General features: G+C 69.4%; 16 protein-coding genes. 9 read left to right on the forward strand and 7 right to left on the reverse strand.

All coding sequences use genetic code 11. The features are described 5' to 3' along the window. Positions 1-36: 36 nt before the first annotated feature. Positions 37-1206: an MFS transporter gene (locus tag ACQP0P_RS44905; protein WP_433368467.1), complete on the forward strand. Its 1170-nt coding sequence runs from the start codon at positions 37-39 to the stop codon at positions 1204-1206. A gap of 22 nt (positions 1207-1228) precedes the next feature. On the opposite strand, the gene otsB is transcribed toward ACQP0P_RS44905, so the two are convergent. Together otsB and ACQP0P_RS44915 are read right to left on the reverse strand one after the other, a co-directional pair. Continuing rightward, a complete protein-coding gene (gene otsB, locus ACQP0P_RS44910; protein WP_433368470.1) occupies positions 1229-2014 on the reverse strand; it encodes a trehalose-phosphatase in 786 nt (261 codons plus the stop codon). Between the two features lie 173 nt (positions 2015-2187). Further along, entirely contained in the window at positions 2188-2514 is a 327-nt protein-coding gene (locus tag ACQP0P_RS44915; protein ID WP_433368473.1) for a DUF3263 domain-containing protein, read from the reverse strand. A 117-nt stretch (positions 2515-2631) separates the two neighbouring features. On the opposite strand from ACQP0P_RS44915, the gene ACQP0P_RS44920 reads away from it, so the two are divergent. The 4 genes from ACQP0P_RS44920 to ACQP0P_RS44935 all read left to right on the forward strand — a co-directional run bounded on the left by ACQP0P_RS44920 (position 2632) and on the right by ACQP0P_RS44935 (position 5819). Continuing rightward, positions 2632-3432 carry an SAM hydrolase/SAM-dependent halogenase family protein gene (locus ACQP0P_RS44920; protein WP_433368476.1) on the forward strand — a complete coding sequence of 267 codons (801 nt, stop codon included), beginning with the start codon at positions 2632-2634 and terminating at the stop codon, positions 3430-3432. A gap of 93 nt (positions 3433-3525) precedes the next feature. Beyond that, positions 3526-3975, forward strand: a complete 450-nt coding sequence (locus tag ACQP0P_RS44925) for a Zn-ribbon domain-containing OB-fold protein (protein ID WP_433368479.1) — start codon at positions 3526-3528, stop codon at positions 3973-3975. After that, positions 3972-5159, forward strand: coding sequence for a lipid-transfer protein (locus ACQP0P_RS44930; RefSeq protein ID WP_433368482.1), 1188 nt, complete (start codon positions 3972-3974; stop codon positions 5157-5159). Before ACQP0P_RS44925 ends, ACQP0P_RS44930 begins: the two co-directional genes overlap by 4 nt. Before the next feature lie 129 nt (positions 5160-5288). After that, entirely contained in the window at positions 5289-5819 is a 531-nt protein-coding gene (locus ACQP0P_RS44935; protein WP_433368485.1) for a hypothetical protein, read from the forward strand. Between the two features lie 86 nt (positions 5820-5905). Here ACQP0P_RS44935 and ACQP0P_RS44940 read toward each other — a convergent pair whose 3' ends face one another. From ACQP0P_RS44940 to ACQP0P_RS44960, 5 genes are all read right to left on the reverse strand, one after another. Beyond that, positions 5906-6919 (reverse strand): ABC transporter ATP-binding protein, encoded by a 1014-nt coding sequence (locus ACQP0P_RS44940; protein ID WP_433368488.1) that lies wholly within the window; start codon positions 6917-6919, stop codon positions 5906-5908. Next, positions 6903-7940: an ABC transporter ATP-binding protein gene (locus ACQP0P_RS44945; protein WP_433368491.1), complete on the reverse strand. Its 1038-nt coding sequence runs from the start codon at positions 7938-7940 to the stop codon at positions 6903-6905. Before ACQP0P_RS44945 ends, ACQP0P_RS44940 begins: the two co-directional genes overlap by 17 nt. Before the next feature lie 8 nt (positions 7941-7948). Then, the gene (locus tag ACQP0P_RS44950; protein WP_433368494.1) at positions 7949-8890 is read right to left on the reverse strand and encodes an ABC transporter permease; all 942 of its coding nucleotides are present in this window, start codon (positions 8888-8890) and stop codon (positions 7949-7951) included. Further along, positions 8883-9821 carry an ABC transporter permease gene (locus ACQP0P_RS44955; protein WP_433368497.1) on the reverse strand — a complete coding sequence of 313 codons (939 nt, stop codon included), beginning with the start codon at positions 9819-9821 and terminating at the stop codon, positions 8883-8885. The genes ACQP0P_RS44950 and ACQP0P_RS44955 overlap by 8 nt, the downstream gene beginning before the upstream one ends. Before the next feature lie 116 nt (positions 9822-9937). Continuing rightward, a complete protein-coding gene (locus tag ACQP0P_RS44960; RefSeq protein ID WP_433368500.1) occupies positions 9938-11566 on the reverse strand; it encodes a peptide ABC transporter substrate-binding protein in 1629 nt (542 codons plus the stop codon). A gap of 502 nt (positions 11567-12068) precedes the next feature. On the opposite strand from ACQP0P_RS44960, the gene ACQP0P_RS44965 reads away from it, so the two are divergent. The 4 genes from ACQP0P_RS44965 (at position 12069) to ACQP0P_RS44980 (ending at position 14691) form a co-directional block, all read left to right on the forward strand. Next, positions 12069-12998 (forward strand): ABC transporter permease, encoded by a 930-nt coding sequence (locus ACQP0P_RS44965; RefSeq protein WP_433368503.1) that lies wholly within the window; start codon positions 12069-12071, stop codon positions 12996-12998. Then, positions 12991-13845: an ABC transporter ATP-binding protein gene (locus tag ACQP0P_RS44970; protein WP_399527070.1), complete on the forward strand. Its 855-nt coding sequence runs from the start codon at positions 12991-12993 to the stop codon at positions 13843-13845. Before ACQP0P_RS44965 ends, ACQP0P_RS44970 begins: the two co-directional genes overlap by 8 nt. Positions 13846-13898: 53 nt before the next feature. Continuing rightward, complete coding sequence (locus tag ACQP0P_RS44975; protein ID WP_433368507.1) at positions 13899-14420, forward strand: YbhB/YbcL family Raf kinase inhibitor-like protein; 522 nt, start codon at positions 13899-13901, stop codon at positions 14418-14420. A gap of 67 nt (positions 14421-14487) precedes the next feature. Continuing rightward, entirely contained in the window at positions 14488-14691 is a 204-nt protein-coding gene (locus tag ACQP0P_RS44980) for a hypothetical protein (protein ID WP_326645554.1), read from the forward strand. The last annotated feature ends 44 nt before the right edge of the window (positions 14692-14735 follow it).

A 14735-nucleotide genomic window follows, 5' to 3' on the forward strand; every position in this document is an offset into this window, starting at 1 on the left:
ACGGCTGTCTACCTTTTTACCTACGGGGAGCCTGAATTGACCGCGATCGCCCCCGTCAGGCTGATCCGCGACCGCGCGACCTGGCTGATCTACCTGCAGCTCGGTGTCTTCGCCACCTATCTGTACGGCCTCAGCGCCGCGCTCCCGCTGCTCCGCATCGACCAGGGCATCTCCCAGGCGGTCGCCGGGCTGCACGGGACCTCGATGGCCCTGGGCGGCATCATCACCGGCCTCGCCCTCCCCTGGTTGACGAGGAGAATCGGCCGCCGGGCCGTCACCTGGACCGGACTGGCCGGGATGAGCGTCGGCACGCTCCTGGTCGCGGCGGCCCCCACCACGCTGTCGATCACCCTCCTCGGCTACGGCGTCGCCAGCGGGATGTCCTCCATCACCCTGTACTCGGGCATGGCCGCGCTCGACGACCACCACGGTCCCGCGAGCCCGGCGGCGATCAGCGAGGCCAACGCGGTCTGTGTGATCGTCGGCATCGGGGTCCCCTTCGTGGTCAGCGCCACCGCGCAGAGCGTCTTCGGCTGGCGGGCGGCGCTACTGGTACCCGCCGTGCTGACCGTGCTACTCGCGCTGCTCATGGGGCGCGTCTGGATTCCGGAACGGGGGGACACGGCGGCCGGAACCGCCCCGGAGGCCGGGTCCCGCTTCGGCTGGCGCTTCTACCTGGCCGGGGCCGTGCTGTTCTGCTGCGTCGCGATGGAGTTCTGCTTCAACCTGTGGGCGGCCAAGCTGTTCTCCGACCAGACCGGACTGCCCGCGGCGGTGGCGGCGACCGCGGTCGCGGCGTTCACCGCCGGGTTGGCGGTGGGGCGGCTGGCCGGGGGTCAGCTGGCCCTGCGGGTGCCGCCGACCGCGCTGTTCATCGGGGCGCTCCTGGTCACCGCCGCCGGATGGGCGATCTTCTGGCTGAGCGAGGACCCGGTGTTCTCCTACGCGGGCCTGGCCGTATCCGGACTGGGGGTCGCGCTGCACTTCCCGATGGCGCTGTCGCGGGTGCTGGCCGCCTCCGGCGGGCGGCGGGACCAGGCGTCGGCCCTGGCCTCGATCTTCGCCGGCCTGGCGGTGGGGAGCGGGCCGTTCCTGCTCGGCGCGCTGGCCGACGGGTTCGGCACCCAGCAGGCGTTCCTCATGGTCCCGGTCCTGATCGGGCTGGCCGTCGGCGGGCTACTGTTCGGCTCCGCCAGGCGCGCCTGAGCGGGCAGGCCGGCGGTACCGCTCAGCGGGGCGCCTCTCCCTCGATGGCGTCGGCGATCGAGCTGAGAAGCTCCAGGACCCCCGGGGGCCCGTCCACCACGATGTCGGCCTCCACCTCGATCTCGGGCGACCCGCTGAACACCGTCACCCCCGGCAGCCCGGAGGCTCGCACCGCCGCGAACGCCGCGAGATCTCCCAGGTCGTCCCCGGCGAATAGCACGGACCTGGCGGTCCGCTCGCGCAGGAAGGCGCTCAGCGCCACCCCCTTGTCCATCCCCGGCGGGCGCAGCTCCAGCACGAACTTGCCCGGCTCCACCACCAGCCCGGCCTTGGCGGCCAGCACGGCGACCGGCTCGCGCAGCGCCTCAAGCGTCGCCCACGGGTCGGCGGCCTGCCGGGTGTGCACGGCCATCGCCCGCTCCTTGTCCTCGACCCTGACCCCATCCCACCCCTCGGCCAGCGCGGGGAGCCCCGCCCGGACCAGGTCGAGGCCCGGGTGGACGGGCGGCGCGGCCAGCACACCCGCCTCCCAGCGTTCGAGGCCGTAGTGGCCGAGCACCACCACGCCGGGCACGCCGGCCAGAGAGCCGTACTCGACGGCCGTGGCGGCCGGGCGGCCGGTCACGATCACCACGGCGCCGACCAGGCCGCCGAGCCTGGCCAGCACCCCGGGCCCATCAGGGTGAATTCTGGCCTCCGCGGGGTCGGAGACGATCGGGGACAGCGTGCCGTCGAAGTCGAGCCCGATCACCGCTCCCCCGGGGTCGGCCACGATCGCCTTCAGCCCGTCGGGCGGGTTCGCCGTCATGTCCGGCTCCTCTCCGTCTTCACCGTCTCATCGGTCTCATCGGCCCCGCCCTCCGGCGATCGTCCGCCCGACCGGTCGTACCCGGAGATCGGCGACGCAAGCCATCTTTCTGGCTTCTCGGCCAACCCGGGCACGCCGCATCGGTCCCACCCTCCGCGATCGGTTACCCGGCATCAGGGGCGAAAGCCCGTCTTCCGGGCGGCTCGGTCGCTCCGGCGCGTCTCACGGAGCCGGCGCAGGCGCTTGACCAGCATCGGATCGTGGGCAAGTGCCGCGGGTAGCTCGATGAGCTCACTGAGCAGCTGGTAGTAGCGCGTCGCGGAGATGTCGAAGGCCTCGCGGACCGCCTGCTCCTTGGCCCCCGCGTGGCGCCACCACCGGCGCTCGAAGGCGAGCAACTCCTGCTCCCTGTCGGTGAGAGCACGCGATGCGGGCTCTCGGGCAGCCCCGCCGTCGGCACTGTCGCCGGCACTGTCGCCGGAGCTCGGCTCGGTGTCCATGGCTTCCTCCTCGGTCGGGGCACATGGCGATGACACCGCGCACACGCGGCCCGAAGTCAGAATAGTCCGGAATTTCGCGCTGTTCATGACGGATGCGGAGCCGTACAGTCACCAAGTGTGACCTCTGTCATCAGCCTTCTCACCGACTACGGACTGGAAGACGGCTACATCGCCGCCTGTCACGGCGTGATCGTCGGGATCTCTCCGGAGTCGCGGATCATTGACGTTTGCCATCTGGTGCCTCTGGGAGACGTGCGGCGCGGTGCGGCGATCCTGGCCCAGACGATCACCTACCTGCCTCCCGGCGTGCACGTCGCCGCGGTGGATCCCAGCGGCTCGCGCAGGGCCGTGGCGGTCGAGGCCGGCGACCACGTGTTCCTGGGCCCGGACAACGGGCTGCTGTCGTGGGCGATCCACGCCAGCGGAGGGGCACGGGCCGCCTACGAGCTGTCCAACGAGGAGTTCTTCCTGCCTCCTCTCTCGCCGACCTTCCACGGGCGCGACCTCTTCGCGCCCGTCGCGGCGCATCTGGCGATCGGGCGGCATCCGGCCGAACTGGGGCCGGAGATCCCGATAAACCGATTGATCTCGCTGCCCGCGCCCACCTCGACGGTCCAGGACGACTATGCCGAGGGGGAGGTGCTGTCGGTCAACCGGCACGGCAACGTCCAGCTGTCGATCGGCGCCGCCGACCTGGTGACGCTGGGTGTCTCACCGGGGGACACACTGGTGGTCTGGCTGGGCGGATGGCGGCTCGCGGTGCCGTTCAAGGAGTCCTTCACCGCGGTCCCTCCCGGGGAGGTCGTGGCCTTCGTCGACTCGGTCGGACTGGTCGCGCTGGCGATCAACTCCGGCGACGCCTCCCAACGGCTGGGCCTGCCGCCGGGAGCCCGCGTGCGTCTCTCGCCCGCGCCGTGACATGCGGGTCGGCGGCCGGCCCACGGATTTCCGCCGGGCCCGCTCCCCGAAGGGGGGATGTTACCTAGCAAGCGCTTGTGTCATATTGGCCCTATGACCGCACCCGTGATCAACGGCTGGTTCACCGTGGACGGCGGCACCGCGCACCTGCTCGGCACCCGCTGCGCGGACTGCCGGACCGTCTACTTTCCGCCCCGGACGGGCTTCTGCCGCAACCCGTACTGCGACGGCGAGGACCTGGTGGAGACGCGCATGCCGCGCCGGGGCACCGTGTGGTCCTACACCAACTCCTGCTACCCGCCGCCCGCCCCGTTCGTGACCGCCGATCCCTATGTTCCCGTCACCCTCGCGGCGGTGGAGCTGACGGGGACGGGGATCGTCGTGCTCGGCCAGGTCAAGGACCTCACGGTGGACGACCTGCGGGTGGGCATGGAACTCGAACTGACCACGGGCCCGCTCGCCGACGGCCCGCCGGTCTGGATGTGGGGCGCCCTCGGCACCACCGGCACCACAGCGGAGCGACGGAACGGGGAGAGTTCATGAGCGACGTCGTCATCCTCGGCGCGGGAATGCACCCCTGGGGCAAGTGGGGGCGGCCCTTCGTCGAGTACGGGGTGGCGGCGGCCAGGGCCGCGCTGCGCGACGCGGGTCTGGAATGGACGGACGTGCGGTTCGTGGTGGGTGCCGACACCATCAGGAACGGCTACCCGGGCTTCGTCGCCGGCGCCACCTTTGCCCAGGCCATGGGCTGGAACGGGGCGCGCATCGCCTCCTGCTACGCGGCGTGCGCCTCGGGCGCGCAGGCGCTGGACATCGCCAGGACCCGCATCCTGGCCGGCCTCTGCGACGTGGCACTGGTCGTCGGCGCCGACTCCACACCGAAGGGGTTCTTCGCGCCGGTGGGCGGCGACCGCCCCGACGATCCCGACTGGCTCAGGTTCCGGCTGCTCGGCGCCACCAACCCGGCGTACTTCGCGCTCTACGCGCGCAGGCGGATGGCCCTGTACGGCGACACCGCCGAGGACTTCGCCGCCGTCAAGGTGAAGAACGCCCTCGCCGGCTCGACCAACGAGAACGCCCGTTACCGCAGGACCGTCACCGTCGCGCAGGTACTCGCCTCCCCCCTGGTGGCCGACCCGCTGCGGTTGATGGACATCTGCGCCACCTCCGACGGCGGCGCCGCGCTGGTCCTGGCCTCCGCGGAGTTCGCCCGCCGCCACGGCGTGAGCCGCCCGGTGCGGCTCGCGGCCGTCTCCACGGTGACACCGTCCTTCCCCAGCACCGTGCTCGAACTACCGGACTTCGCCACCGACTCCACCGCGGCGGTGCCGCCCCCCGAGCGCCCGTTCCGCGCCGCCATCGCCCACGCCGCCTACGAGGAGGCGGCCCTGGGCCCCGACGACCTGTCGTTCGCCGAGGTGTACGACCTGTCCACCGCGCTGGAGCTCGACTGGGTCGAGGACCTCGGCCTCTGCGCGCGGGGCGAGGCCGCGAAGCTGCTGCGCGCCGGAGACACCGCGCTCGGCGGCCGGATCCCGGTGAATCCCTCCGGCGGGCTGGCCTCCTTCGGCGAGGCGGTCCCCGCCCAGGCCATCGCCCAGGTCTGCGAGCTGACCTGGCAGTTGAGGGGCGTGGCGGGAGCCCGGCAGGTGGAAGGCGCCCGGATCGGGCTGGCGATCAATCAGGGTCTGTTCGGCCACGGCTCTTCGATCATTGCCACAAGCTGACCATTCTTGACCCTCCCCAAAGCATGTCGCTGGATAGTCTCACTCCCGTTACTTTGAGTAGCCGCGCGCAGACGGTCCGTTCCAGAGGCCCCAGACACTGCCGCGATTTCCTTCCAGGGGGAACCACACATGATTCGTCGTCTTCTCATCACTTCCGCGTGCGTCGGCATCGCCGTCCTCGCACCGGCCGTGGCCGCTTCCGCGTCCACGTCCTCCACCACCTCCACCACCAAGGCCGCGACCAAGGCCGTGGCCAAGGCCAAGGCCGCCAAGGCCGACTGCTGCGGCGTCGGCGTCGTCAGCGCGCCGCTCGCCGTCGCCTGCCCGACCGCCGTGGTCGCGGCTCCCACCGTGGTCGCGGCTCCCGTGTACGGGGGCGGCATCTACGGCGGCGGCGTCTACGGGGCCGGCTGCGGCGGCGTCTACGGCGGCGGGATCTACGGGGGCGGGATCTACGGCGGCGGCGTCTACGGCGGCGGCGTCTACGGCGGCGGGATCTACGGCGGCGGCATCGGCGGTGGCATCCTCGGCGGCGGCATCGGCCGGGGCAACAACATCGTCGGCGGCGGCAACGTGATCAGCAGCGGTAGCGGCGTCGGCCACGGCGTCGGCATCGGCGGCCTCGTCGGCATCGGCGGCGTCGGCGTCGACATCCTCTAGTCAGGGCGGCATCCTGCCGTAGCGCAGAAGGGCGCGGCCCCCACATCTCGTTGTGGGGGCCGCGCCTTCCGCTTCTCCTGACCCTGCTACGCGTGCGTCACGTGGTGGGTCTCGGCGAAGTGGCAGGCGCTCGCGAGCGCGGTGCCCGGCCGGATCCGCAGCGGCGGCTCCTCGACGGCGCAGATCTCCGCCGCCTTCCAGCACCGCGTACGGAATCGGCAGCCCGACGGCGGGTTGGCCGGGGACGGCGGGTCACCGTGGAGGATGATCCGTTCGCGCCGCTCCCGCCCCTCCGGGTTGGGCACCGGCACGGCCGACAGCAGTGCCTGGGTGTAGGGATGGGCGGGCCGGTCGTAGATCTCGGTCTCCTTGCCGAGCTCGACCATCTTCCCCAGATACATCACTCCGACCCGGTCGGAGATGTGCCGGACCACCGACAGGTCGTGGGCGATGAAGACGTAGGCGAGGCCGAACTCGTCCTGCAGCCGTTCCAGCAGGTTGACGACCTGCGCCTGGATCGACACGTCCAGCGCGGAGACCGGCTCATCGCACACGATGATCTCAGGCTGGAGCGCGAGCCCTCGGGCGATGCCGATGCGCTGGCGCTGGCCACCGGAGAACTGGTGCGGGTAGCGGTTGACATGGTCGGGGTCCAGCCCCACGACCTCCAGGAGTTCCTGCACCCGGCGGCGCCGGTCGCCCTTGGGGGCCGCGTCCCGGTGGATCTCGAACGGCTCGCCGACGATGTCGCCCACGGTCATCCGGGGGTTCAGCGAGGTGTAGGGGTCCTGCATGACCATCTGGATGTTGCGGCGGACCCGCTTGAGCTCGCCGCCCCTGGCCTGGGCGACCTCCCTGCCGTTGATCCTCACCGATCCCGAGGTGGGCCGCTCCAGCGCCATCAGGAGTTTGGCCAGCGTGGACTTGCCACAGCCTGACTCCCCCACGATGCCGAGCGTCTCGCCCCGGCGCAGGTCGAAGGAGACCCCGTCGACCGCCCTGATCGCGCCGATCTGCTTGCGCACCACGACGCCCCGGGTCAGCGGGAAGTGCTTGACCAGGTCACGAACCTCAAGAATCGGCTCACTCGTGGCTGCCATCGAGGACCTCCCTCCAGTAGTGACACGCGCTGGCGCGCATGGGGCCGATCTCGTACAGCGGGGGCGCGTCGGTGACGCAGTCGTTCTGGCGGTAGGGACACCGGGGGTGGAAGGAACAGCCCGAGGGCATGTCGAGGAGGTTCGGCGGCATGCCCTTGATGGCGAAAAGCCGCTGCCCCTTCTGGTCGACCCTGGGAACCGAGTCGAGCAGGCCCTTGGCGTACGGGTGGGCGGGCTCCCGGTAGATGTCGTGCACGGGGGCCTTCTCCACGATCCGCCCGCCGTACATGACCGCGATCCTGTCGGCGACGTCCGCCACCACGCCGAGGTCGTGGGTGATCAGGATCAGGCCCATGTCGCTCTCGCGCCGCAGTTCGGCCAGCAGCTCCATGATCTGGGCCTGCACCGTCACGTCGAGGGCCGTGGTCGGCTCGTCGGCGATCAGCACCTCCGGATCGAGCGCGATCGCCATCGCGATCATGATGCGCTGGCGCATCCCCCCGGAGAACTGGTGCGGGTAGTCGTGCACCCGCTGCCCGGCACCGGGGATGCGGACCCGGTCCATCAGCTCGATCGCCTTCCTCTGCGCGTCACGCCTGGAGGCACCCCGGTGCACCCGGAACATCTCGCCGATCTGGAAACCGACGGTGAACACCGGGTTCAGCGCGGAGAGCGCGTCCTGGAAGATCATCGCGATCCGCCGGCCGCGAATCTGGGAGCGGGCCTGCTCGGGCAGCCCGAGCAGATCCGTGCCCCGGAAGCGGATCTCCCCTCTGGAAACGCGGGCCGGTGGCGTGTCGAGGATGCCCATGATGGCCTGTGCGGTCACCGACTTGCCCGAGCCCGACTCGCCGAGCACGGCGAGCGTCTCCCCGGGGTTCAGCGAGTAGCTGACCCCGTTGACCGCCCTGACCACACCCTGCCTGGTCATGAACTCCACGTGCAGGTCGTCGACGGCGAGCAGCGGCTCACCGCCGGGAGCCCGGCCGGCCGGCACCACCGGTGTCGAGGTCTTCTTCACGGGTCCCCCTACCGCAGCTTCGGGTCGAGGGCGTCGCGGACGGCGTCGCCCAGCATGATGAAGGCCAGCACCGTCAGGCTCAGGAACAGTGCCGGGAACAGCAGCGGCCACGGAGCCTCCAGGAAACGCTCCCTGGCGTCGGAGATCATGAGCCCCCACGAGATGTCGGGCGAGCGCAGGCCCACCCCGAGGAACGACAGGCCGGCCTCGGCGGCGATGAAGGTGCCCAGGTTGATCGTGGCGACCACGATCACCGAGGCGACCGCGTTCGGCAGGATGTGCCGGAACATGATCCTCGGCGCGGAGGCGCCGAGCGCCCGCGCCGCGAGCACGTAGTCCTGGCCCTTGGCGGTGATCACCGCCGCCCGCATGATCCGGTACGTCATCGGCCAGGCCAGCACCGCCAGCGCGAGCATGACCGTCCACACGTTGCCCGTGCGGAAGATCGCCAGGATGAGCAGCGCACCGAGGATCGACGGGATCGCGAAGAAGATCTCCGTGATCCGGGAGAGCAGCGTGTCCAGCGCACCGCCCCTGAACCCGGCGAGGAGGCCGAGCAGACCGCCCACCAGCGCGGTGACGACCGTGGTGCTCAGGCCGACGACCATCGAGTTACGGGCGCCGTGCACGACGCGGGAGTAGACGTCGCAGCCGAGGTTGTCGGTGCCGAACCAGTGCACGGCGCTCATGCCCTGCCTGGCCTGGGCCAGATCGCAGGTCGCGGCGTCGAACGGGTTCACCGAGGTGAACAGCGAGGGGAACACAGCCATGGTCACCAGGACACCGATGAGGACCGCCGAGCCGACGAAGAGCGGCCGGCGGCGCAGGTCGTACCAGGCGTCGGTCCACAGGCTCGCGGCCCTGGGCGGTCTGGACCGCCTGGACGTTCTCACGTGCCTTCCCGGTCCACCGTCCCGGGGCTTCTTCGCCGGGGCAAGGGCGTCACTCATAGCGGATCCTCGGGTCGAGCACGGCGTAGAGCAGGTCGACGACCAGGTTGGCCAGGATGTAGATCAGCACCAGCACCGTCACGATGCCGACGACCACCGGCTGCTCGCGCAGGTAGACGGAGCTGAACAGCTGCTGGCCGATTCCCGGCAGGTTGAAGATCGTCTCGGTGATCACCGCACCGCCCATCAACGCGCCGAGATCGGCACCGAGATAGGTGATCAGCGGGATCAGCGCGTTGCGCAGCGCGTGCCGGCCGACGACCCGGCTCCGGGGCAGGCCCTTGGCCACCGCGGTGCGGATGTAGTCGGCACGCATGATCTCCACCAGGCTGTTCCTGGTGAGCCGGGTGAGGTAGGCGATCGACGTCCCGGCGAGCACGAAGCCGGGCAGCAGGTAGCTACGCCAGCCCTCCGACACGCCCGCGACGGGGAAGAGGTCGATCCCGGCCTGCTTGAGCCGCACGCCCAGCAGCAACTGGAGCACGAAGCCGGTGACCAGGACGGGCACCGAGATCAGCACCAGCGTGGCGGCCAGGATCAGCGAGTCGCCGGCGTGGCCGTGGCGCAGCGCGGCGTACAGGCCGAGGCCCACGCCGATGACCGCCTCCATCACCAGGGCGGTCACCGCCAGGTTGATGGTCACCTGGAACTTGCCCGCCATGATGTCGCCGACCCCGACGCCGGCGAAGGTGGTGCCGAAGTCGCCGCCCAGCAGGCCGACGATGTAGTACCAGTACTGCACCAGGAACGGATCGTTCAGGTGGTACTGCTCGCGCAGGATGCCGACGATGTCGGGGTCCATGCGCTTCTCGCCCGCCAGCGCCGCGATGGGGTCACCGGGCAGCGCGAAGACGATGGCGTAGATGAGCAGGGTGGCGCCCAGCAGGACTGGTATCGCCTGGATCAGGCGCCTGAGAACGTAACGGCCCATTCAAGCCTCCCGTACGTGCCCGGGGGTGATTCGCGGACCGGCGGGTCGCGCGGTGCGGCGAGATCACCCCCGGGCTGTCGGCGGGGCCGGGCTCCTGCCCGGCCCTCAGCCGGTCGTCAGCCGGCCTTCTCGACCTCGGTCCACTTGATCTGGTTGAGCAGGTCGATCTTCACGCCCTTGACGTTCTGGGAGAACGCGCCGTTGGTCCGGTAGAAGTACACCGGGATGTAGGGCATCTCCCTGATCAGGATGTCGTCGGCCTGCTGGTAGAACTTCAGGCCCTCCTCCTGCGTCCGGGCGGAGTCGCCCTTGGCGAGGAGCGTGTCGAACTCCTGGTTCGACCAGCCGGCGTAGTTGGAACCGGTCTTGATCGCGATGGTGGAGAAGATCGGGGTCAGGTAGTTCTCCGCCGAGGGGTAGTCGATCGCCCAGCCCATGCGGAACATACCGCCGTAGGTCTTCTGGTCGAGCTCGTCGAGGATCCCGGCGAACTTCTCGAACGGCTTGACCTTCACCTCGACGCCCAGGTTGGCGCGGAGGCTGTTGGCGACGGCCTCGATCCACTCCTTGTGCGGGCCGTCGGAGTTGTAACCCAGCTCCAGGGTCTTGGGGCCGTTGTTGGCGGTGTACTGCTCGTTGGCCTTGGCCGGGTCGTAGACGCAGACCGCGCAGGCGCCGGCGCGGTACCCGTCGAGCAGCGGGTTGATGAAGTCGTCCGCCGGGGCCCGCGTGCCGGAGAAGACCTTGTCGGCGATGGTCTCGCGGTCGATGGCCATGGAGATGGCCTCGCGGACCTTCACGTTCGCGTACGTCTTGTTGTACTGCATGGGGAAGCCGATGTAGGCGACGCCGGCGTCCGCCTGGTCCAGGTAGCGCTCGCCGAACTCCGACTTGGCCCTGGCGATCGCGGACGGGGGCAGCGAGTCGTGGATGTCGAGGTTGCCCGCGGCCAGGTCGTTGAACGCGGTCTCCGAGCTCGTGTAGAGCTTGAACTGGAGCTTGGTGAACTTCGGCTTCGTCCCGGGGAACCTGTCGTACCGGGTGAGGTCGATCGACTGGTCGGTGCCCTTGTTGAACGGCTTGTCGAACTGGAAGTAGCCCTGGCCGATCGGCTTCTTGGCGTACTCCTCGGTGATCCTGCCGTCGGCGCCGAAGGCCGCCTTGGGCAGCGGGTAGAACGCCGTGTAGCCCAGCATGGTCTTGAACTGGGAGAACGGCTTGCTGAGGGTGACCCTGAAGGTGCTCTCGTCGACGACCTTCAGGCCCTTCATCTCCTTGGTGGAGACGGTCCTGCCCTCACCCGGGTTCAGGTCGGCCCAGCCGTCGATCCGGCTGAAGAAGCCGTTGGCGCTCTGCGCGTTGTCCTGGTTGGCCGCGTAGTTCCACGCGTCGACGTAGTTCTGCGCGGTCAGCTTCTCGCCGTCGTGCCAGGTGTAGCCGGGCTTGAGGCTGACCGTCCACACCCTGTTGTCCTTCGACTCGATCGACTCGGCGACCTCGTCCACGACCTGCTTGTTCCCGTCGTAGCTGACCAGCGGCGCGAAGACGGCGGCCAGGACCTCCGCCCCCTCGGACTCGGTGGTGTCACCGGGGTAGAAGAGCTTCTGCGGCTCGCCGAGCTCCATCCGAACCGGCAGGTCGCCCGAGGCCGTACCGCCCGAGGACGCCGAGTTGCCGCACGCGGCCAGCGCGAGGGCGAGTAGCGCGGCGCCGGCGGTGAGCCGCGCACCCTTGGTAACGCGCATTGAGGTAGATCCTCCTTTTTCAGGCTCGCGTCGACAGGGAGATCCGCAGCCCGAGCAGCACGAAGGAGGATCTTCTGGTCCCTGCCTCCCGCCACCCAGGTCCGGGCACTGACGTCACACCGACCGGTCGCGGCTGTTCCGTACCGCTGCACACCGATTCGCATCTGTGATGTTGCAGTTCGGTCACGCATGAACCGGTTCCGCGTTGTACGTCCGCCAACTCGACGAAGCCAAGATCCCAGATGCCCCTAAAGGGGACATGCAGGGATACACATATCAATAACGGTCAGGCCAAACTACCCCCATGCCGACAGTGCTCGCATCCATTGCCTTTCCCTGCCCCCGAGCTGGGCCCACTCTGGCCGGGGCGCGAAAGAGCCGGTCGCTCGCATGCGGAGCGCACAATTACCCTGGAACCTCTTTCCCGGAGATCCCGTCCAATGTGTGCGGCAGGACGCCGCCGCAGGCGCTTCATCCACCCACATCCAATAGAGTCCTTGCCATGAGCCAGCCGGAATCCGCGATCGCGGACGCCCAGGCGGGCGGCCCGAGTAACGGCACCCCAGAGCCGCTGGCCAAGCTCGCCGCGCGTTACGGACTTCGGCGTGCCATCGCACGCCCGAGTCTGCTCGTCTACCTACGCCAGTTGTGGGAACGACGGCATTTCGTCATGACGTACGCGACCTCGCGCAACGTCTCGAAGTACAGCAACTCAGCCCTGGGCCAGCTCTGGCAGGTCCTCACCCCGCTGTTGAACGCCGCGATCTACTTCCTGATGTTCGGCGTGATCCTGGGCGCGAGCAAGGGCATCGACAACTACCCGGCCTTCCTCATCACCGGGATGTTCGTCTTCACCTACACACAGCGCTCGGTGAGCGGCGGCGCCAAAGCGATCTCCGGCAACCTGTCGCTGATCCGGGCCCTGCACTTCCCGCGCGCCGCGCTCCCGCTGGCCTACACGATCCAGGAGTTCCAGCAACTCCTGATCTCCATGGGCGTGCTGCTCGGCCTGGTGCTGCTCACCCAGGAGCCCGTCACCCTCCTGTGGCTGCTGATCCCGGTCGCCCTGGCGCTGCAGACGATGTTCAACATCGGCGCCAGCCTGGTGCTGGCCCGGTTCGGCTCCACCGCCCGCGACCTGAACCAGCTGCTGCCCTTCATCATGCGCACCTGGCTCTACGCCTCCGGCGTCTTCTTCTCCATCGAGGACAGGGTCGTGGGCCCCAACGGCGCCGGCCTCCCCCAGTGGGTCGCCGACATCATGTACTTCAACCCGGCCGCCGCGTACATCGAGCTCATGCGGGACCTGCTCATGCAGACCCACCCGGCCCGACCCTACATCTGGGCGGTCTGCGTATTCTGGGCAGTGTTCGCTCTGCTCGGCGGCTTCTGGTACTTCTGGCGAGCCGAGGAGAAGTACGGCCGTGGCTGAGTTGACCGAGGAGCTGTCCCGAGTGAAGGCCGAGGAGCCCGCCGTGCCCAGCACGGACGTCAGGGTGCATCCCAACCCCGAACCCGCCAAGGACGCCCAGGAGGGCACCCCCACGGTCATCGTGGACGACCTGCACATCATCTACCGGGTCTACGGCGCGGCCAGCGATGTGGAGAAGGGCAACGCCGTCAACGCCCTGATGCGCCTCGTCAAGCGCCAGGGACGGCCGCAGATGAAGGAGGTGCACGCCGTACGCGGCGTCTCCTTCGTGGCCCGTCACGGCGACGCCATCGGCATCATCGGCCGCAACGGCTCCGGCAAGTCCACCATGCTGCGCGCCATCGCCGGGCTGTTGCCCCCGCACTCCGGCGCCGTCTACACCAACGGCCAGCCCTCCCTGCTCGGCGTCAACGCCGCGCTGATGCGCGAGCTCACCGGCGAGCGCAACATCGTGCTCGGCTGCTACGCGATGGGCATGAACCCCTCGCAGGTCAAGGAGAAGTACGACGACATCGTCGACTTCTCCGGCATCGGGGAGTTCGTACAGTTCCCCATGTCCACCTACTCCTCGGGCATGGGCGCCAGGCTCCGCTTCGCCATCGCCTCGGCCAGGTCCCACGACGTGCTGCTCATCGACGAGGCGCTGGCCACCGGCGACCGCGAGTTCCGGCGCAAGAGCCAGGACCGGATCAAGAAGATGCGCGACGAGGCCGGCACCGTCTTCCTGGTCGCCCACAACCTCGACGTGATCGAGGAGACCTGCAACCGGGTCATCTGGTTGCACAAAGGCAAAATCAAGATGGACGGCGACCCGCAGACGGTCCTCGCCGCCTACAACAAGGTCTGATCGCCGGGCAAGATGAGGAGCGACCGAAAAGACGCTCCCATCGGAGGTGAATCGTGTCCACCCGGCCACCGATTCCGTACGACTTCCTGCCCCAGGTTCCCGCGCTGACCGTCGAAAGCGACGACGTGCGCGACGGAGAGCGCCTGGCCGCGGCCCAGGTGTTCAACGACTGGGGATTCAACGGCCAGAACGTCTCGCCCCAGCTGCGCTGGTCCGGCGCCCCCGAGGGCACCCTCGGCTACGCCGTGACGTGCTTCGACCCCGACGCGCCCACCGGCAGCGGGTTCTGGCACTGGCTGCTGTTCGACATCCCCGCGAACGTGACCGAACTGGACGCCGGCGCGGGGGCCGGTGACGGCGGTGTGGGTGTGCACGGCCGCAACGACTACGGCGTCAACGCCTACGGCGGCGCCGCGCCGCCCCCCGGATATCCGCACCGCTACATCTTCGCGGTGCACGCCCTCGACGTGGAGAAACTCGGCCTCGGCGCCGACACCTCGGCCGCCGTGCTGGGTTTCAACATCACCGCCCACACCCTGGCCCGCGGATACGTCGTCCCCGAGTACGAGAGCTAGCCAACAGGGCGTGACACAGGGGGCAATGGACTGACAGCGTGTTCGGTGTTCCGGTATGATTCGAACGTTGTTTCGATCCAAGGAAGCCGTCATGGAGTGGGGGCGCGCGATGCGAGAGCTGTCCACCGCGATCGACCACCTGTCCGTCGAGGACCCATCAGAGATTCCACGTCTCCAGCTCACCGAGCAGCTCATCGAGCTGCACTGGCAGATGGCCAGGCTCCAAGCTGAGATCGCCCGCCGCACCTCCGTGCGACGCCCGGGTCGCTGAGACGGCGGGGAGGCCAACCGGTCTTCCCGCCGCCACAGGCGACG

It is taken from the genome of Streptosporangium sp. CA-115845, from assembly GCF_050943795.1.
Taxonomy (GTDB): Bacteria; Actinomycetota; Actinomycetes; order Streptosporangiales; family Streptosporangiaceae; genus Streptosporangium.

Excerpts from the sequence above, each read along its gene's own strand:
- otsB (WP_433368470.1), bottom strand. The coding sequence starts at position 2,014 with ATGACGGCGAACCCGCCCGACGGGCTGAAGGCGATCGTGGCCGACCCC.
- ACQP0P_RS44915 (WP_433368473.1), bottom strand. The coding sequence starts at position 2,514 with ATGGACACCGAGCCGAGCTCCGGCGACAGTGCCGGCGACAGTGCCGAC.
- ACQP0P_RS44925 (WP_433368479.1), top strand. The coding sequence starts at position 3,526 with ATGACCGCACCCGTGATCAACGGCTGGTTCACCGTGGACGGCGGCACC.
- ACQP0P_RS44930 (WP_433368482.1), top strand. The coding sequence starts at position 3,972 with ATGAGCGACGTCGTCATCCTCGGCGCGGGAATGCACCCCTGGGGCAAG.
- ACQP0P_RS44935 (WP_433368485.1), top strand. The coding sequence starts at position 5,289 with ATGATTCGTCGTCTTCTCATCACTTCCGCGTGCGTCGGCATCGCCGTC.
- ACQP0P_RS44940 (WP_433368488.1), bottom strand. The coding sequence starts at position 6,919 with ATGGCAGCCACGAGTGAGCCGATTCTTGAGGTTCGTGACCTGGTCAAG.
- ACQP0P_RS44950 (WP_433368494.1), bottom strand. The coding sequence starts at position 8,890 with ATGAGTGACGCCCTTGCCCCGGCGAAGAAGCCCCGGGACGGTGGACCG.
- ACQP0P_RS44955 (WP_433368497.1), bottom strand. The coding sequence starts at position 9,821 with ATGGGCCGTTACGTTCTCAGGCGCCTGATCCAGGCGATACCAGTCCTG.
- ACQP0P_RS44960 (WP_433368500.1), bottom strand. The coding sequence starts at position 11,566 with ATGCGCGTTACCAAGGGTGCGCGGCTCACCGCCGGCGCCGCGCTACTC.
- ACQP0P_RS44965 (WP_433368503.1), top strand. The coding sequence starts at position 12,069 with ATGAGCCAGCCGGAATCCGCGATCGCGGACGCCCAGGCGGGCGGCCCG.